19 protein-coding genes are annotated in these 16,090 nt (G+C 70.9%); 7 read left to right on the top strand and 12 right to left on the bottom strand.

What is annotated here, in order from left to right; all coding sequences use genetic code 11:
- Positions 1-57 precede the first annotated feature (57 nt).
- On the top strand, positions 58-1,212 hold the full coding sequence (locus BK819_RS12700; RefSeq protein WP_071329478.1) for a MalY/PatB family protein: 1,155 nt from the start codon (positions 58-60) through the stop codon (positions 1,210-1,212).
- Positions 1,209-2,579: an MFS transporter gene (locus BK819_RS12695; protein WP_071329477.1), complete on the top strand. Its 1,371-nt coding sequence runs from the start codon at positions 1,209-1,211 to the stop codon at positions 2,577-2,579. Before BK819_RS12700 ends, BK819_RS12695 begins: the two co-directional genes overlap by 4 nt.
- Here the strand turns inward: BK819_RS12695 and BK819_RS12690 are convergent.
- A complete protein-coding gene (locus tag BK819_RS12690) occupies positions 2,542-3,126 on the bottom strand; it encodes a TetR family transcriptional regulator (protein ID WP_071329476.1) in 585 nt (194 codons plus the stop codon). The genes BK819_RS12695 and BK819_RS12690 overlap by 38 nt on opposite strands.
- A 50-nt stretch (positions 3,127-3,176) precedes the next feature.
- Between BK819_RS12690 and BK819_RS12685 the strand changes: the two genes are divergently transcribed.
- Together BK819_RS12685 and BK819_RS12680 are read left to right on the top strand one after the other, a co-directional pair.
- Positions 3,177-3,890, top strand: coding sequence for an energy-coupling factor ABC transporter ATP-binding protein (locus BK819_RS12685; protein WP_071329475.1), 714 nt, complete (start codon positions 3,177-3,179; stop codon positions 3,888-3,890).
- A complete protein-coding gene (locus BK819_RS12680; protein ID WP_071329607.1) occupies positions 3,887-4,480 on the top strand; it encodes an energy-coupling factor transporter transmembrane component T in 594 nt (197 codons plus the stop codon). The genes BK819_RS12685 and BK819_RS12680 overlap by 4 nt, the downstream gene beginning before the upstream one ends.
- A 3-nt stretch (positions 4,481-4,483) precedes the next feature.
- Here the strand turns inward: BK819_RS12680 and BK819_RS12675 are convergent, their stop codons facing one another.
- The 4 genes from BK819_RS12675 to BK819_RS12660 form a co-directional block, all read right to left on the bottom strand.
- Positions 4,484-5,794, bottom strand: a complete 1,311-nt coding sequence (locus BK819_RS12675) for an acyltransferase (RefSeq protein WP_083391786.1) — start codon at positions 5,792-5,794, stop codon at positions 4,484-4,486.
- Positions 5,795-5,890: 96 nt separating this feature from the next.
- Positions 5,891-6,562: a response regulator transcription factor gene (locus BK819_RS12670; protein WP_071329474.1), complete on the bottom strand. Its 672-nt coding sequence runs from the start codon at positions 6,560-6,562 to the stop codon at positions 5,891-5,893.
- The gene (locus tag BK819_RS12665; protein ID WP_083391785.1) at positions 6,559-7,827 is read right to left on the bottom strand and encodes a sensor histidine kinase; all 1,269 of its coding nucleotides are present in this window, start codon (positions 7,825-7,827) and stop codon (positions 6,559-6,561) included. The genes BK819_RS12670 and BK819_RS12665 overlap by 4 nt, the downstream gene beginning before the upstream one ends.
- A 5-nt stretch (positions 7,828-7,832) precedes the next feature.
- Positions 7,833-8,450 (bottom strand): DedA family protein, encoded by a 618-nt coding sequence (locus tag BK819_RS12660; RefSeq protein WP_071329472.1) that lies wholly within the window; start codon positions 8,448-8,450, stop codon positions 7,833-7,835.
- Positions 8,451-8,616: 166 nt separating this feature from the next.
- Between BK819_RS12660 and BK819_RS12655 the strand changes: the two genes are divergently transcribed.
- Both BK819_RS12655 and BK819_RS12650 read left to right on the top strand, forming a co-directional pair.
- Positions 8,617-10,215: an ABC-F family ATP-binding cassette domain-containing protein gene (locus BK819_RS12655; protein ID WP_071329471.1), complete on the top strand. Its 1,599-nt coding sequence runs from the start codon at positions 8,617-8,619 to the stop codon at positions 10,213-10,215.
- Positions 10,216-10,237: 22 nt separating this feature from the next.
- On the top strand, positions 10,238-10,666 hold the full coding sequence (locus BK819_RS12650) for a pyridoxamine 5'-phosphate oxidase family protein (RefSeq protein ID WP_071329470.1): 429 nt from the start codon (positions 10,238-10,240) through the stop codon (positions 10,664-10,666).
- Positions 10,667-10,681: 15 nt separating this feature from the next.
- Here BK819_RS12650 and BK819_RS12645 read toward each other — a convergent pair whose 3' ends face one another.
- The 4 genes from BK819_RS12645 to BK819_RS16580 are packed head-to-tail and all read right to left on the bottom strand — an operon-like array spanning position 10,682 to position 12,552.
- Entirely contained in the window at positions 10,682-11,491 is an 810-nt protein-coding gene (locus tag BK819_RS12645; protein WP_071329469.1) for an SURF1 family protein, read from the bottom strand.
- Positions 11,488-11,685 (bottom strand): hypothetical protein, encoded by a 198-nt coding sequence (locus tag BK819_RS12640; RefSeq protein ID WP_071329468.1) that lies wholly within the window; start codon positions 11,683-11,685, stop codon positions 11,488-11,490. The genes BK819_RS12645 and BK819_RS12640 overlap by 4 nt, the downstream gene beginning before the upstream one ends.
- Positions 11,682-12,026, bottom strand: a complete 345-nt coding sequence (locus tag BK819_RS12635; protein WP_083391784.1) for a DUF3099 domain-containing protein — start codon at positions 12,024-12,026, stop codon at positions 11,682-11,684. Before BK819_RS12635 ends, BK819_RS12640 begins: the two co-directional genes overlap by 4 nt.
- Positions 12,027-12,078: 52 nt before the next feature.
- Entirely contained in the window at positions 12,079-12,552 is a 474-nt protein-coding gene (locus tag BK819_RS16580; RefSeq protein ID WP_256209468.1) for a DUF4190 domain-containing protein, read from the bottom strand.
- A gap of 140 nt (positions 12,553-12,692) precedes the next feature.
- Here BK819_RS16580 and BK819_RS12625 point away from each other — a divergent pair, with 140 nt between their 5' ends.
- Positions 12,693-13,403 carry a beta-ketoacyl-ACP reductase gene (locus tag BK819_RS12625; RefSeq protein ID WP_060921849.1) on the top strand — a complete coding sequence of 237 codons (711 nt, stop codon included), beginning with the start codon at positions 12,693-12,695 and terminating at the stop codon, positions 13,401-13,403.
- 15 nt (positions 13,404-13,418) lie between these two features.
- Here the strand turns inward: BK819_RS12625 and BK819_RS12620 are convergent, their stop codons facing one another.
- Genes BK819_RS12620 through BK819_RS12610 form a run of 3 tightly spaced genes read right to left on the bottom strand, consistent with a single transcriptional unit; the run spans position 13,419 to position 16,078 of the window.
- Positions 13,419-14,114 (bottom strand): alpha/beta fold hydrolase, encoded by a 696-nt coding sequence (locus tag BK819_RS12620; protein ID WP_071329467.1) that lies wholly within the window; start codon positions 14,112-14,114, stop codon positions 13,419-13,421.
- Positions 14,115-14,152: 38 nt separating this feature from the next.
- Positions 14,153-14,788 carry a phosphoserine phosphatase SerB gene (gene serB / locus BK819_RS12615; protein ID WP_071329466.1) on the bottom strand — a complete coding sequence of 212 codons (636 nt, stop codon included), beginning with the start codon at positions 14,786-14,788 and terminating at the stop codon, positions 14,153-14,155.
- A gap of 48 nt (positions 14,789-14,836) precedes the next feature.
- Positions 14,837-16,078 carry a glucose-1-phosphate adenylyltransferase gene (locus BK819_RS12610; RefSeq protein WP_060921847.1) on the bottom strand — a complete coding sequence of 414 codons (1,242 nt, stop codon included), beginning with the start codon at positions 16,076-16,078 and terminating at the stop codon, positions 14,837-14,839.
- Between the last annotated feature and the right edge of the window lie 12 nt (positions 16,079-16,090).

Genomic DNA, 16,090 nt, shown 5'->3' with positions numbered 1-16,090 from the left:
TGCCGGGCACGCCCGCTTCGACGTCTCCGCATCGGCGCGGAGAGAATCGGAGGACGAATGCTGTCGGTGAAGGCTCTGTCGCTGTCGGAGCTGCGCGAGCGGACCAGCGAGAAGTGGCGGGAGTATCCCGAAGACGTGCTGCCCCTCTTCGTCGCGGAGACGGACTTCCCGCTCGCCCCGGCGATCACCGCCGCACTGCAGCGGGCGCTGGATCTGGGAGACACCGGATACATCGCCTCGCGGACACCGCTGGCGGAGGCGTATGCGGGCTTCGCGGAGCGCCGCTTCGGCTGGCGTCCCGACCCGGCGCGGATGCGCAGCACGGCGGACGTGAGCATGGGCATCGTCGAGGTCCTCCGCCGCGTCACGCAGCCGGGGGAGCGCGTCGTCGTGACGCCTCCGGTCTACCCGCCTTTCTACGACCTCGTCGCCGAGGCCGGTGCCGAGGTGCAGCGCGTCCCGCTGCGCGACACAGGGGCGCGGTGGGAGCTCGACCTGGACGGGATCCGCGCCGCGTTCGAGGACGGTGCGACGGCCATGCTCCTCTGCAACCCGCACAACCCCACCGGCACCGTGCACGATCGAGAGGCGCTGTCCGCGTTGGCGGAACTGGCCGAGGAGTTCGGCGCGACCGTCGTCTCGGACGAGATCCATGCGCCGCTCGCCCAGCCGGGCACGGGATTCACGCCCTTCCTCGCCGCGAGCGACGCGGCTGCCCGGGGCGGCTACGCCGTCGTGAGCGCGAGCAAGGCCTTCAACCTCGCGGGACTGAAGTGCGCGCTCATGGTCACCGCCGCGGAGGAGACGTCCGCGGTCGTGCGCGACCTGCCGGTCGAGGTGGAGTGGCGGACGGGGCAGTTCGGTCTGCTCGCGGCCGTCGCCGCGTTCTCCGAGGAGAGCGACGCGTGGCTGGACGGCCTCCTGCGCACCCTCGACGAGAACCGCGTGCTGCTGGAGGACCTCCTCGCGCGCCACCTGCCCGCCGCCCGGTACCGTCTTCCGGACGCGGGATATCTCGCGTGGATCGACCTCTCCGCCCTCGGCTGGGGCGACAACCCCGCCCGGAAGATCCTCCGCGAGGCGAAGGTCGCGCTGCACTTCGGCCCGGCCTTCGGGGAGGAAGGGGCCGGGCACGTGCGGCTCAACTTCGGCACCGGCCCCGAGATCCTCACCGAGGCGATCGAGCGCATCGCCGCGCTCGTCGAGCGATGACGACGGCGGAGCCCACCGCCACGATCTGGGACCGCGGCCGGGTCTGGGTGACCCTGGGTGCTGTCGCCCTGATCTTCCTCGCCGCGATCGAGGCCCTCGCGGTGACGACGGTCATGCCGATCGTGAGCGATGCCCTGGACGGCCAGTCGCTGTATGCCGTCGCCTTCGCGGGCACGCTCGCGACCAGCGTGATCGGGATGGTCGCCACCGGAGCCTGGTCGGATGCGCGTGGTCCGCGCGGCGCGCTGTACGCCGCGGTCACCCTCTTCATCCTGGGTCTGCTGATCTCCGGGTTCGCGACGACGATGCCCCAGTTCCTGATCGGTCGGCTGGTGCAGGGGCTGGGCGCGGGTGGCCAGACGGTCGCCCTGTACGTCGTGGTCGCGCGGCTGTATCCGCCGCACCTGCACGGGCGGGTGTTCGCGGCGTTCGCCGCCGCCTGGGTGGTCCCGTCGATGATCGGGCCCTTCCTCGCGGGAGCGGTGGCGGAGTACCTCGATTGGCGGTGGGCGTTCCTGGGCGTGGCGGTTCTGACCGCGATCGCGTTCGTGATGATCGCGATCCGACTGCGGGGTGTCGATCTCGGACGCGGCGAGCCGCAGGACCGTCGTGCGCTGCTCTCGCGCCTCTCGCTCGCCGTCGTCGTGGCGATGCTCGCGGTGGCCATCGGACTGTCCGCCGAGCTGGAGCCGGGGATGGGCTGGCCGGTGGCTCTGGGCGCCATGCTCGCGATCGGCGTCGTCGTGCTGCCACTCCTGCCGCGGCGGACGCTTCGCGCGGGCGCCGGGCTCCCCAGCGTCGTGCTCATGCGCGGGATCGCAGCCGGGGCGTTCTTCGCCGCCGAGGCCTACATACCGTACCTGCTGATGCGGAAGTTCGACTTCTCCGCCACCTGGGCCGGGATCGCGCTGATGCTGGCAGCCTTCGCCTGGGCCGGAGCCTCCGCCGCGCAGGGTCGCTACGGCGAGCGGCTGGGCAATCACCGCATCACGGCCCTCAGCCTGGGGGCACTGCTGGTGGCGATGCTCTGCGTGCTGGCTGCGGCGGCGTTCGACGTCTCCCCGGTGTTCGTGATCATCGGCTGGGCGTTCGCCGGGGGCGGCATGGGGCTGCTGTACCCGCGGCTCACCGTGCTGACCCTCGCCTACTCGGATGAGACGAACCAGGGGTTCAACTCGTCGGCGCTCTCGATCTCGGACGCTACGGGCTCGGCGGTGGCGATCGCCCTCGCCGGGCTGGCCGTGGCCTCGCTCGGCGGCGGCGCTGACGCGTTCGCGGTCGTCTTCGTGCTCGGCACCGTGCTGGTGCTGCTCGCGGCGATCCCCGGGCTCAGGCTCGGGCACGCCGCGGAGTCACGGGCGCGCTGAGCTCGCCGGCCAGCGCGACGACGCCCAGGTCGAACACGCGGTCCAGGCCCGCGGTGACGTCGACCTCGCCGGATGTCGGGAGAGCGCCGTGGCTGTCGGCATGCATCCGCTGCTGGACGAGGGTGGCGTGGCCGAGCACGAAGTGCAGGAGCGCCGCCCCGCGGTCCTCGGCATCAGCCGCCCCCTCGGTGCGGAGCGCGGCGACCAGGGCGTTGCGTGCATGTGCAGAGCCGAGCTGGAGCGCGTACGTGCTGAGGACGAGCTCGGCGCCATCCCGGTAGGCGAAGAGGGCGTCGCGGAGCGCACGGGCGGTCGCGAGCACTCCTTCCGCTCCGTCCGGGACGGTCGCGGTGATCCGATCGGCGAGGTCGGCGAGGAGCTCCTGCTTGTTCGCCACGTGCCAGTAGAGGGCGCTCGGCTGTACGTCGAGCCGGGCCGCGATGCGGCGCATGGAGAGATCGGCCAACCCCACCTCGTCGAGAAGGGCGAGGGCGGTCCGTGCGACGCTCTCCCGATCGTGACGGGCGGGATTCGTCTCGGGACTCATGCCCCCACTATAGTGAACGGCGTTCAGGTGAACGCTGTTCAGGAGGATGGATGCGCTGGCGGGAGCGGGAGGCGACGACGATCGCGGAGCCGGGAACGCTGCGTCTCGACGCTGTAAGCGTGACCATCGACGACCGTGTGCTCCTCGACGACGTGACGCTGGAGCTCACCGCACCGCGCATCGCCGTGATCGGAGCGAACGGCTCGGGGAAGTCGACGTTCGCCCGGCTGCTGAACGGCCTCATGACGCCGACCACGGGAACGGTCACCGTCCACGGCCTCGACGCGCTCCGGGAGCGGACCGCCGTCCGCCGCCGGGTGGGCTTCGTCTTCACCGATCCAGATGCCCAGATCCTGATGCCGACCCCGGCCGAGGATCTCGCGCTGTCCCTGCGAGGGCGACCCCGTGACGAGATCGCCCGCCGGGTGCTGGAGACGCTGGACCGGCACGGACTCGGAGGCCACGCCGACGTCCCGGCGTCCTCGCTCTCGGGAGGACAGAAGCAGATGCTCGCCCTCGCCGCAGTGCTCCTCGCCGAGCCGAGGCTGATCGTGGCGGATGAGCCGACGACGCTTCTCGACCTGCGCAACGCGCGACGGATCGGAGACCTCCTCCTGTCGCAGGAAGCGCAGGTGCTCGTCGTCACCCACGATCTCGAGCTCGCCGCCCGCTGTGACACGGCCATCCTCTTCGACGGCGGACGCGTCATCGATCAGGGGGATCCCGACGCGATCGTCGCGCGCTACCGGCGGCTGTGCGCATGATCCTGCCGTCCCCGGTCGGTGCGGGACTGCTGCACCGGGTGCCGGCCGGCCCGAAGCTCGCCGGGCTCGCCGTCGCGGCGCTCGCGCTGACGATGGTGCCGCAGGGGCCGATCAGCATCGCCGTCTGCCTCGTGGCCGTGATCGCGCTCTACCCGATCGCCGGCGTGCCGCTCTCCGCCGCCGGGACCGAGCTGTGGCGGCTGCGTGCGGTCCTCGTCGTGCTCGCGGTCGCCCTCGCCGTCTTCGTGTCTCCCGTCGCCGCCTGGGTGAGCACCGGGAGAGTCGCTGCATTGCTGCTGCTCGCCGCGCTCCTCACCCTGACCACGCGCATGTCCGATCTCCTGGCCGTGCTGCAGCGCCTCCTGCGTCCCGTGCGCCGTGTCGGGATCGATCCCGAGGCGGTGTCGATGGCGGTGTCTCTGACGGTGACCATGGTGCCCGTCGTCGCCGGATTCGCGCAGCGGGTACGGGACGCGGAGCGCGCGCGAGGAGTGCGCCTGGGTGTGCGCGGCGTCGTGCCGCTGCTCGTGCTGACGCTGCGCCACGCGGATCAGGTCGGCGACGCCCTCGCCGCCCGCGGGGTCGGCTGACGGTCACGCCACGACGGCGGTGCCGGGGACGGCACTGCCGGGGCGTCCCGCCAGGCGCAGCGCGGCGACCAGCAGCAGGACGGCGAGCGCAGCGGTGGCGACCGTCGTGCCGAGCACCAGGAGCAGCACCACTCCGCCGAGACCCAGCAGCGTTCCCAGCGCCAGGCGGTGGTGCGACGCCGTCGCCTCCGGCGAGGGGTGGTTCTCGAATCGGTCGACGCGCACCGCGACCACCGCGGTGAGGACGACAGCCGACAGGAGCCACAGCGGGCGGGCGGCCCACCACTCCGCACTGTCGAGGGCGGGAAGGGCCACGCCGCCGAGCAGGGCGACCAGCGCCGTCGCTCCGGCCATCGCCAGGAGCACCGGCATGTGCCAGAGGTAGATCGTCATCGTCCGCCGGGTGACGAAGGCGGTGAACGCGGCCACCGGGATGCGACGGCTGAAGCGCCCGATGCGCGCGCGGTGGAGGGAGAACAGGGTCGTGTGGATCAGCCCGACCAGCAGCAGGGCGGACGTCGGCGGGTTGATGTTGGCGATGAGGTCGGGGGAGTAGACCCCGACGAGGAAGAGGACGATGAGGAGAGCGAGGGAGCCGGCGCCGATCACGACGCGGGTGCGGCGACGCAGGGCGTCCACGCGGCCGTCGGCGAGGAGGAATCCGAGCTGCTGCATCGTCAACCACACGAAGGCGAGGTTGAGGAACCCCACGGCGTCGTTCCCGGTCGTGGCCCGCAGGAGATCGACCGCCACGGCCGCACCGGCGAGGAAGGCCATGATGCGCAGGGGCGCGCGCTCGTGCAGGGCGACGAACGCGGGGAGCAGCGCCTGACACAGCAAGAAGACCCCGAGGAACCACAGAGGCTGCCCGTATCGGAAGCCCGCGACGGCGATGAGATCCGGCGCGACACCGAGGACGGTGAGCACCGCGAGCGCGACCCCGACCGCGCCCACCGTGAACAGGGCCGGGCGCAGGAGCCGGTGCACCCGACCGGCCACGAAGGCGGTCGGGCTCCCGCCGCGGGCGCGGAGGCGGCGGTATGCGAGGAGCCCCGAGAACCCTCCGATCACGAAGAAGAGCGGCATCACCTGCAGCAGCCAGCTCAGCGGCGCGATCCAGCTCGTGCCGTCGCTCGCGTTCTCGAACACCGGCCCGGTCTCCGACACGGTGACCCCGACCATGACAGCGTGCAGCAGGACGACGCCGAGCACGCAGAGCGCGCGCACGACGTCGATGCCGGTGTCGCGGTGACCCGCGTGATCGGATGAAGCGGGGGTGGGGGTGCTGAGGCGTGGAGCCGCGGCGATGACCATGAGTCCTCCTGGGAACGGTGTCCTCGGAGGTTATGGAGGCGGTGGTGGGCGGGACATCACTCCGTGGTGCCGTCCTGCCCCCTACGCAGGGGTGACTCAGGCCGACGGCTCGACCAGGCCGGTGTCGTAGGCGAGGATGACGGCGTGCACGCGGTCCCGGAGGCCGAGCTTCGCGAGCACCTTGCCGACGTGGGTCTTCACGGTCTGCTCCGCGATGAACAGGTCACCGGCGATCTCGGTGTTCGACCGGCCCTTGCCGATGAGGACGAGGACCTCCCGTTCGCGGTCGGTGAGATCGGCGAGGGCCGTCGCAGACCGGCGCGACGCCGGCCGCCGTCCGGCGAACTGCTCGATCATGCGCCGGGTCACGCTGGGGGCGAGGAGTGCATCGCCCCCTGCCACCACGCGGACGGCATGGACGAGTTCCTCCGGCAGGGCGTCTTTGAGGAGGAAGCCGCTGGCCCCGGCGGCGAGGGCGTCGTAGACGTAGTCGTCGATGTCGAACGTGGTGAGCATGAGGATCCGCGGCACGTGCGCGGCCGGGTATGACGGGCCGAGGATGCGGCGGGTGGCCTCGATGCCGTCGAGCTCCGGCATGCGGACGTCCATGAGGATGACGTCGGGATCGAGCCGCGCGGCGAGTGTCACGACGTCCGCGCCGTCGGCCGCCTGGCCCACCACGCGGATCCCCTCGTGCGCGTCCAGCAGGGCGGCGAAACCGGCGCGGACCATCGCCTGGTCGTCGGCGATGAGCACGCTGATGGTCACGGGTTCTCCTTGTCTTCCGCCGAGGCGGCCGAGGCGGGCGGTGCGGCTGTCGCGGACAGCGGCAGGGTGGCCTCGACGGTCCAGCCGCCGTCGTCGGACGGCCCGGCGGCGAGGTTTCCGCCGAGCACTTCGGCGCGCTCGCGCATTCCCCGGAGGCCGTAGCCGCCGGAGGGGCTCTCGGTCGGCTGTGCCGGTGCGGCGTTGCGCACCCGGATGTGCAGGCTGTCGGCGTCGGCATAGAGGCGGACCGTGACACGAGCACCCGGGGCATGGCGGACGGCGTTGCTCAGGGCCTCCTGCACGATGCGGAAGGCGGCGATCTGCACGCCCGGTCCAGCCGCGGACGCGGCTTCGATCCCTTCGAGCACGAGGCCGACCTCCACGCCGGCCCGGCGGATCGTGTCGACGAGGGCGGGGACGTCGTCCAGCCCCTGCTGCGGTGCGAGCTCGGCATGCTGGTCCTCCGTGCGGAGCACCCCCAGCATGCGCCGCATCTCGGTGAGCGAGGTCCGGGCGGTGGCGGCGATGTCGTCGAACTCGGCGGCGGCGTCGGCATCGAGGCCTGTGATCCGGTAGCGCGCGGTCGACGCCTGCACCTGGATCACCGACATGCTGTGCGCCACGACGTCGTGCAGCTCCCTGGCGATCCGGGTGCGCTCCTCCACGAGAGCACGCCGGGATTCCTCCAGCGCGCTGTGCTCCTTCTCCCTGGTCAGCTCGGCCGCCACCCGCACGCGGCCGGCGACGAGGACGGCGATGAGGAACATCGCGGCGGCGACCGACGTCGTCACGATGAGGTTGGCTGTCGCGCTGCCGGAGCTCGCCGGCGTGGCGACCATGTCCGGACGCAGCAGGGGCGCCGTCAGCGAGGTGAGCGCACCGATCACGAGAGTCAGGGCGCCGAGTCGGGCTCCCTGCACGAAGGACATCACGCCCACGAAGAGGACGAACGCGAGCAGGGCCGGTACCGACCACGGCCAGGGCGACTGGATCGCGCGCGCCGGCTCGACGAGCAGAGGCAGCAGGAAGGCGCCGGCGGTGAAGACGACGATCGCCGTCCGCGGACGGGAGGGGATCAGGAGGGGAGCGCCGCACACGGCGGCGCCGAGCAGGAAGGACAGCGGCAGCGGCGTGCCGGACAGCACCGTCTGGAGCGGGACCAGGAGCGCGTACAGCACGACGACCGCCGCGGTCAGCGCCACGAGGGCGCCGGTGCGACGGCTGATCCGTGACGGGCGCGGGGTGCGCTCTCGGCGGCGTGCCATGCGTCTCATCCTGCCAGGTGCGCGACCGGCGTACGGCGGCGGCGGAGCGCGGCGATCCGATCGATGACGACGCCGACGATCAGGGCGATGACGACGCCGATGGCGGCGCTGAGCACGGGCTGGTCGTGCAGCCAGGCGCCGGCGAGGAGCCCGATCGCGAGACTGAACACGCTCCAGCTCACACCGGCGATGAGGCTCAGCGGGAGGAACCGCCGCCACGGGAACCCGAGCGCTCCGGCGGACATGTTCACCGCGACGCGTCCGATCGGGATATAGCGGGCGCCGAGGATCAGTGTGGCACTGCGACGGTCGAGCGCACGCTGCGCGTAGGCGAACGCCGCGGCGACGCGGGGGCGCCGCATCCAGGCGAACCTGGTCGTGCCCAGCCGGCGGCCGATGAGGAACGCGATGTTGTCGCCGATCGCGGCGCCCACGGCGGCGACCGCACCCAGCAGCACGATGTTGCCGTCACCGGTGGACGCGGCCACCGCCGCCGCGGCGACGAGGACCGTCTCGCTCGGGACCGGCGGGAAGAACCCGTCGATCACGGTCACCGCGAACAGCACGGCGTACAGCCAGGGGGAGGCGATCGCCTGCAGGATGAGGTCGTTGAGGATGTCCACCCCGGCACCGTAAGCAGGGGGTAGGCAGAGGGGCATCACTCCGCGGTATCGCCTCGGTCACCCTGGAGAGGGATATCCGTGCCGGGCGTCGCCACAGGCAGGGCGGCATATACTGGTTGGCTGGCCGCTCGGCCATCACCTCCTCCCGAACGAACGGACGTCCGCTGTGCTTGCCGTGCACGACCTCGAGATCCGCGTTGGCGCGCGCCTGCTGATGGAGAACGTCTCGTTCCGTGTGTCCGACGGCGACAAGATCGGCCTCGTCGGACGCAACGGTGCGGGCAAGACCACGCTCACCAAGGTGCTCGCCGGCGACGTGCTGCCCTCGGGTGGCACCGTCACCCGGTCCGGAGAACTCGGCTACCTGCCGCAGGACCCGCGTTCGGGCAATCCGGAAGACCTCGCCCGTACCCGGATCCTCGATGCCCGCGGCCTCGGCCAGCTCAACCTCGGCATGACGGAGGCCTCGCTCGCGATGGGGTCCGACGACCCCGCGGTCGCTGCCAAGGCGATGAAGCGCTACGGGGCGCTCACCGAGAAGTTCGAGGCGCAGGGTGGCTACGCGGCCGAGGCCGAGGCAGCCTCGATCGCGCACAATCTCTCGCTGCCGGATCGCATCCTCGACCAGCCGCTGTCGACCCTCTCCGGAGGCCAGCGTCGTCGCATCGAGCTCGCGCGCATCCTCTTCTCCGACGCGCAGACGATGATCCTCGACGAGCCGACCAACCACCTCGACGCGGACAGCGTGGTGTGGCTGCGCGAGTTCCTCAAGAACTACAAGGGCGGGCTGATCGTCATCAGCCACGATGTCGAGCTCGTGGGCGAGACCGTCAACCGGGTGTTCTACCTCGACGCCAACCGCCAGGTCATCGACATCTACAACATGAACTGGAAGAACTATCTGCGGCAGCGCGCCGCGGACGAGGAGCGTCGCAAGAAGGAGCGGGCCAACGCCGAGAAGAAGGCGACGACCCTGCAGCAGCAGGCGGCGCGCTTCGGGGCGAAGGCGTCGAAGGCGGCCGCAGCGCACCAGATGCTCGCGCGTGCCGAGAAGCTCCTCTCCGGTCTGGAGGACGTGCGTCAAGAGGACCGCGTCGCGAAGCTGCGGTTCCCGAAGCCCGCCCCCTGCGGCAAGACCCCGCTCATGGCCTCCGGGCTGTCGAAGTCGTACGGCTCGCTGGAGATCTTCACCGACGTCGACCTCGCGATCGACCGCGGCTCCAAGGTCGTCGTGCTCGGCCTGAACGGTGCGGGCAAGACGACGCTGCTGCGCATGCTCGCGGGTGTCGACAAGCCGGACACCGGTCAGCTCGAGCCCGGGCATGGCCTCAAGGTCGGGTACTACGCGCAGGAGCACGAGAACCTCGACGTCAGCCGTTCGGTCCTGGAGAACATGGTGTCGGCCGCTCCGCACATCACGGAGACGGAGGCCCGCAAGGTCCTCGGCTCCTTCCTGTTCACCGGCGACGACGTCCTCAAGCCGGCGGGTGTGCTGTCCGGTGGCGAGAAGACCCGGCTGTCGCTGGCGACGCTCGTGGTGTCATCCGCGAACCTGCTGCTGCTCGACGAGCCCACGAACAACCTCGATCCGGCATCGCGCGAGGAGATCCTCGGGGCACTGGCCCACTACGAGGGCGCGGTCGTGCTCGTGTCGCACGACCCCGGAGCGGTGCAGTCGCTGAACCCCGAGCGTGTCCTCATCCTGCCCGACGGCGTCGAGGACATCTGGAGCCAGGAGTACCAGGACCTCATCGAGCTCGCGTAGCGGATCGTGGCATAGCCAGAGGATGGTGGAGCACCCGATCCTTCCTCCCTCGGAACTCGCGGCGTGGCCGCGGGCTCTGCCCACCGTCACCGGCATCGCGCCACCGCTGCGCGTCGCGGAGCTTCCCGATGATCCCGTGCTGCTCTTCCAGGACGGGGCCCGTGCAGCGGTCGCGGCCGGCGTCCCCGAACCGCACGCGGCGACACTGGCCACGGTCGATTCGGACTGCATGCCGGACGCGCGCACGCTGATCCTCAAGGACGCAGACGCCCGCGGCTGGGCGTTCGCTGGGGTGCTGTGGCGGGTGGAAGGCGTCCCGCAGGCGGGATCGAAATGGTGCTTGCCGACGGTCCGGAGGGCGCGTTTCCGATCCTGCATCGGCATAGTCGCTGTCCGGGATCGAAAGGGTGCCGGGCAGCGCAGCGTCCGGCGCGTTCTCGCGTGTGCGTGACGCTCGGCGGGTGCGTCAGCGCGCGTCGAGGAGTTCGTCCTCGGCGTCCGCGTCGCGGTCGCGGCGCTTCGGCGCCTTCACCGGTGCCGGCTTCCCCTCGACCTCTTCGCGGTGCTTCACGATCTCCGTGCGGATGATGTACCCGATGAAGATGAAGCCCATGATGGCGAACAGGATCCACTGGATCGCATAGGACAGGTGCGGCCCCGGATCGTCGGTGGGGGACTCGAAACCACCCAGCGCCGTGTCGGCGGCGGGCTGCTCCTCGACCAGACGTCCGTAGGCGCCGGTGATCACATCGTCCCCGACGAGGTCGGCGATGGACGGGAGGTGGATCGTGGGCACCTGGCCCTCCGGAGCCCCGCGTCCGGACCCGGGCAGCGGCTCGCCTGGGCGCAGGCGGACGGTCACCGTGACCTCGCCGGACGGCGGGGACGGAACGGCGTCCGGGAGCTGCCCCTCCCCCGGGGGCACCCAGCCGCGGTCGATGATGAGGACGCGGCCGTCTGCGTCCCGGAAGGGGACGAGGACCTCGAACGCGCTCGTGCCTCCGTGCGGACGGTTGCGGACCAGGAGCTGCTCGTCGGCGAGGTACTCGCCCTGCAGCGTGACGGGGCGCCATTCGTCTGCGGGGTCGAGGTGGTCGTCGGCGACCACGTCGGCGAGGGGGACGGCCGGGGCGTCGTAGTTCTGCTCCACGAGCGCGATCTGCTCGGCCCTGGACTCGTTCCGCTCGAACTGCCAGTTCGACAGGAAGACGCAGGCGATCGCGAAGCCGATCGCGATGAGGACGTACACGCCCCAGCGGGTCAGGCGGTTGCTCATGAGGAGGGCACCCCGTCTCGAACCGTCACCGGGAAGTCCCGCGCGGCCAGGTAGTCGTGGAGGAAGCCGACGTGCTCATTGCACGCCAGCCAGATCTTCTCGCGGTCGGCGGCGTGGATGCGGGGATTGCGCCAGACGACCTGCTTCGTGGCCGCGCTCCGGCATCCGGCGCGCGAGCAGATGAGCTCGCTCATCGGTCCGTGCGGCCTTCGCGGATGGTGATGACGTCGGGGGCGGTCTCCGGAGCGAGCGACGGCGCGGGCGGCGCGTCGATCTCGCGCAACGGCGACTCGGCGGCGGTCTCCGTGCTGTCGCTTCCGGCGTTGGCGAAGACCACCGCGATGTACGGGAGGACGGCGGCGGCCAGCGCGAAGACCCAGGTCCACCAGCCGAAGGGCTGCACGAAGAACATCAGCCCGAAGCAGACGATGCGGATCGTCATGGTGAGGGCGTATCGGCGCACACGGTGGTCACCCTCATCCCGCGGGGACTGCGGCAGTGAGGTGACGGCCGGGACTCGACGTGCGTTCTTCACGATGATTCCAGCCTACGCCGCCGCAGCGACATCGGCATGCGCGTGCGGAGCGTCAGCTCGCGACGACGAAGGGCAGGGTGAAGGCGCCGAAGACGACCAGTCCGATGATCGTCGAGACGATCGTGAAGACGAGGACGCCGATCATGAGATACCCCATGACGAGCCCGGCGATCGCCATGCCGCGCCCGCCGAGGCCCGGGGTGCGACGGATCTGCCCGAGGGCCATGTGGCCGGTGATCACGGCGGCGATGGAGGCGAGCATCGGCAGGAGGGCCCAGAACAGCACCACACCCGCGATGCCGCAGACGAGCGCGGCGACGGCGAGACCGCTGGTCGGGCGGGCGGGCGCTGCCGCGTACTGCTGCGGGGCTGCATACTGCTGCGGTGCGGCGTACTGCTGAGGGGCCGCGTACTGCGGCGGGGCGGCGTGCGCCGGGGGAGACTGCGGGAATCCCGGATACGCAGGCGGGGAGCCGGCGGCCGGCGGCTGCTCACCCGACGGACCGGAGATACGGGGATCGCTCACTCTGATGCCTTTCGTCGCCCTCAGAGTCCCAGTACGCTCCTCGTCTGTCAAACAGGCGTCGCGAAGGCGAGAGGGCAACGTCGCTAGGATCGATCACGGTTCGGATTCCCGGCCCTCGACCCCAGACCCAGGAGTGTCCCATGAGCGCGGAGCGCGTCGTCCTCGTCACCGGAGGCAACCGCGGCATCGGCCGCGCCATCGCCGAGCGCTTCGTACGCGAGGGATACCGGGTGGCGGTGACCGCGCGCAGCGGCGAGGGCCCGGAGGGCACCCTGACGGTGCGCGCCGACGTCACCGACGCCGCCGCTCTCGACGCGGCCTTCACCGAGGTGGAGCAGCAGCTCGGCCCGGTGGAGATCGTCGTCGCCAACGCCGGCATCACCAAGGACACCCTGCTCATGCGCATGAGCGAGGACGACTTCGACAGCGTCGTGGCGACGAACCTCGGCGGCACCTTCCGCGTCGTCAAGCGGGCCTCGAAGGGGATGCTGCGCGCGCGGTTCGGACGGGTCATCCTCATCTCCAGCGTCGTGGGCCTCTACGGCTCGGCGGGGCAGACGAACTACGCCGCCTCCAAGAGCGCGCTGGTCGGTTTCGCCCGCTCGCTCACGCGCGAGCTCGGCGGACGCGGCATCACCGCCAACGTGGTGGCACCCGGCTTCATCGAGACCGACATGACCGCGGAACTCCCCGAGGAGACGCAGAAGCAGTACAAGGCGAACATCCCCGCCGGGCGTTTCGCGACGCCGGATGAGGTCGCGGGCGTCGTGACCTGGCTGGCGAGCGACGACGCCGGCTACATCTCGGGAGCCGTCATCCCGGTCGACGGCGGTCTCGGCATGGGGCACTGACCCCGGCTCTCCCCGTCAGCGATCGATCGCACGCACGACGAGCTCGGCGAGACGCTCGGGCGCCGAGAACTGCGGCCAGTGCGCGGAGCCGATCCGGACGACCTCGGCGTCGTCGATCGCCCGATACTCCTCCGCGTACGGACCCCACTGGCTGATCACCGCATCGAAAGCCTCCTGATCCAGCCCTCCCATCAGCAGGGTGACGGGGATGCGGTACCGTGCCGGGTCGCTCAGAGCGAGTTCGTCCGTCGGCACCCGCGCGGGCACGCTGTGGGTGAGCGGGACGGTCCTCGTACGGGTCTCGTCGTCCAGATCGTGCACGTCCTCGTCCGGGAAGAAGCTCCAGCCCGGGAACGGGACGACGCCGTCCTGCACCGGGAACTCGCTGATGCCCGAACCCGAGGGCGGGGGCACGGTGTCGACGAAGACGACCCTGGCCACGCGGTCAGGTCGTGCGTCGGCGACGCCCCAGGCGACATTGCCTCCGCCACTGTGTCCGACGACCACCACGTCGCCCTCCGCGGCATCGACGGCGGCGACCGCGGCCGCGACCCAGTCGTCGATCCCGATACCCGCCGCTGTCTCCGCAGACGCGTCGAGCCCGGGCATGGTCAGCGGACGAGGGCGGTGGCCGGCGCGCACGAGGGCGGGCACGACGTCGTCCCAGCTGGAGGCGTCGAGCCAGAGGCCGGGGATGAGGATGATGTCCATGATCCGGCGGTAGACCCGGCCCCGGACATCGGCCAGCGTCAGGGGAGGAGCGGGATGACCGTTCCGAGGTCGACCGGACCGATGACCAGGCTCGCGGACTCGCGGACGGCGGGCTTGGCGTTGAAGGCGAGCCCCAGCCCGGCGACCGCCATCATCGGAAGATCGTTGGCGCCGTCGCCGATCGCGATGGTCGCGTGCGGCGCCACGTGGAGCTCCTCCGCCCAGGTACGCAGCCAGAAGGCCTTGGCCGCACCGTCGACGATGTCACCGTCCACCCGGCCCGTGAGCGCGCCGTCGGCGACCTCGAGGCGGTTCGCGCGCCAGCGGTCCACGCCGAGTCCCGGTGCGACGTCGTCGAGGATCTCGTGGAACCCTCCCGAGACGACGCCGACGATTCCGCCCCGAGCGTGCACGGCGGCGGTGAGGTCGCGGACGCCCGGGGTCGGCTCCACGCGGGCGCGAACGCGGGCGAACGCCTCGACGGGAACACCCGCGAGAGCGCCGACACGAGAGCGGAGGCTCGTCGCGAAATCGATCTCCCCGCGCATCGCAGCTTCGGTGGCCGCCTGCACCTCGGCCCGACGCCCGGCCTCCTCGGCGAGGAGCTCGATCACCTCGTTCCGGATGAGCGTGGAGTCGGCATCGAGGACGACGAGGAATCGCGCGGTGGTCACCCACCGAGCCTAGCGACCGAGGGACCGGAGCCCGTGCCGCATGACGCGTCAGCGTTCGATGAACACGCCCTTGCCGACGACCGTGATCCCCGACTCCGTGACCGTGAACCCGCGGGCGAGATCCCGTTCGCGGTCGACTCCGACCGTCGCGCCGTCGGCGAGGACGACGTTCTTGTCGAGGATCGCGCGGTGCACGCGGGCACCCTGACCGACGTGCACGTGATCGAACACCACGGAGTCCGTGATGGTCGAGCCGCCGCCGGCGAGCGTCCACGGGCCCACGACGCTGCGTTCGAGGTGCGTGCCGGACAGCACCGATCCCAGCGACACGATCGAGTCGATGGCGTTGCCGATCCGCCCCACCGAGTCTCGGACGAACTTCGCCGGCGGGGAGTTGACCGCCTGCGAGTGGATCGGCCACTCCATGTTGTAGAGGTTGAAGATCGGGAGGGTCGAGATCAGGTCCCGGTGCGCGTCGAAGAACGAGTCGATCGTCCCCACGTCGCGCCAGTACGAGCGGTCGCGCGGCGACGACCCGGGGACCTCGTTCTGCTTCATGTCGTAGTAGCCGGCTTCGCCGCGGTCGACGAAGTACGGGACGATGTCGCCGCCCATGTCGTGGCTCGACGTGGGCAGCTCCCCGTCGGCCTCGACCGCCGCGATCAGGGCGTCGGTGTCGAAGATGTAGTTGCCCATCGAGGCCAGGACCTCGTGCGGGGAGTCCGCGAGACCCGTGGCATCGGTCGGCTTCTCCAGGAACTGCCGGATCCGTCCGGATTCCGGATCGGCGTCGATGACCCCGAACTGGGACGCCAGGGCGAGCGGCTGACGGATGCCCGCCACCGTCGCCTTCGCCCCGGACTCGATGTGCGCCTCGAGCATCTGGCGGAAGTCCATCCGATAGACGTGGTCGGCGCCGATGACGACGACGATGTCGGGCTTCTCGTCGTTGATCAGGTTCATGCTCTGCAGGATCGCGTCCGCGGAGCCGGAGAACCAGCGCTTGCCCAGGCGCTGCTGGGCGGGGACCGAGGTCACATACGAATCGAGCAGGGCCGACATGCGCCAGGTCTGGGAGATGTGCCGGTCGAGGCTGTGCGACTTGTACTGCGTGAGCACGACGATCTGTCTCAGCCCGGAGTTGATGAGGTTCGAGATGGCGAAGTCGATCAGGCGGTACTGGCCGCCGAACGGGACGGCGGGTTTCGCGCGGTCGGCCGTCAGCGGCATGAGTCGCTTGCCCTCGCCGCCGGCGAGGATGATCCCGAAGACCTTCTTTGGAGCGGACATGGCTCCACCATA

The sequence above is a fragment of the Microbacterium sp. LCT-H2 genome (assembly GCF_001866135.1).
GTDB lineage: Bacteria > Actinomycetota > Actinomycetes > Actinomycetales > Microbacteriaceae > Microbacterium.
The sequence above is the reverse complement of the archived record's forward strand: the minus strand, read 5'-3'. Positions and strand labels throughout refer to the sequence as shown.

What these genes read in the sequence shown, in the direction of transcription:
- BK819_RS12675 (WP_083391786.1), bottom strand. Translation starts at nt 5,794, where the DNA reads ATGGTCATCGCCGCGGCTCCACGCCTCAGCACCCCCACCCCCGCTTCA.
- BK819_RS12690 (WP_071329476.1), bottom strand. Translation starts at nt 3,126, where the DNA reads ATGAGTCCCGAGACGAATCCCGCCCGTCACGATCGGGAGAGCGTCGCA.
- BK819_RS12640 (WP_071329468.1), bottom strand. Translation starts at nt 11,685, where the DNA reads ATGAGCGAGCTCATCTGCTCGCGCGCCGGATGCCGGAGCGCGGCCACG.
- BK819_RS12695 (WP_071329477.1), top strand. Translation starts at nt 1,209, where the DNA reads ATGACGACGGCGGAGCCCACCGCCACGATCTGGGACCGCGGCCGGGTC.
- BK819_RS12610 (WP_060921847.1), bottom strand. Translation starts at nt 16,078, where the DNA reads ATGTCCGCTCCAAAGAAGGTCTTCGGGATCATCCTCGCCGGCGGCGAG.
- BK819_RS12650 (WP_071329470.1), top strand. Translation starts at nt 10,238, where the DNA reads ATGGTGGAGCACCCGATCCTTCCTCCCTCGGAACTCGCGGCGTGGCCG.
- BK819_RS12700 (WP_071329478.1), top strand. Translation starts at nt 58, where the DNA reads ATGCTGTCGGTGAAGGCTCTGTCGCTGTCGGAGCTGCGCGAGCGGACC.
- BK819_RS12620 (WP_071329467.1), bottom strand. Translation starts at nt 14,114, where the DNA reads ATGGACATCATCCTCATCCCCGGCCTCTGGCTCGACGCCTCCAGCTGG.
- BK819_RS12685 (WP_071329475.1), top strand. Translation starts at nt 3,177, where the DNA reads ATGCGCTGGCGGGAGCGGGAGGCGACGACGATCGCGGAGCCGGGAACG.
- BK819_RS12625 (WP_060921849.1), top strand. Translation starts at nt 12,693, where the DNA reads ATGAGCGCGGAGCGCGTCGTCCTCGTCACCGGAGGCAACCGCGGCATC.
- BK819_RS12645 (WP_071329469.1), bottom strand. Translation starts at nt 11,491, where the DNA reads ATGAGCAACCGCCTGACCCGCTGGGGCGTGTACGTCCTCATCGCGATC.
- BK819_RS12680 (WP_071329607.1), top strand. Translation starts at nt 3,887, where the DNA reads ATGATCCTGCCGTCCCCGGTCGGTGCGGGACTGCTGCACCGGGTGCCG.
- BK819_RS12665 (WP_083391785.1), bottom strand. Translation starts at nt 7,827, where the DNA reads ATGGCACGCCGCCGAGAGCGCACCCCGCGCCCGTCACGGATCAGCCGT.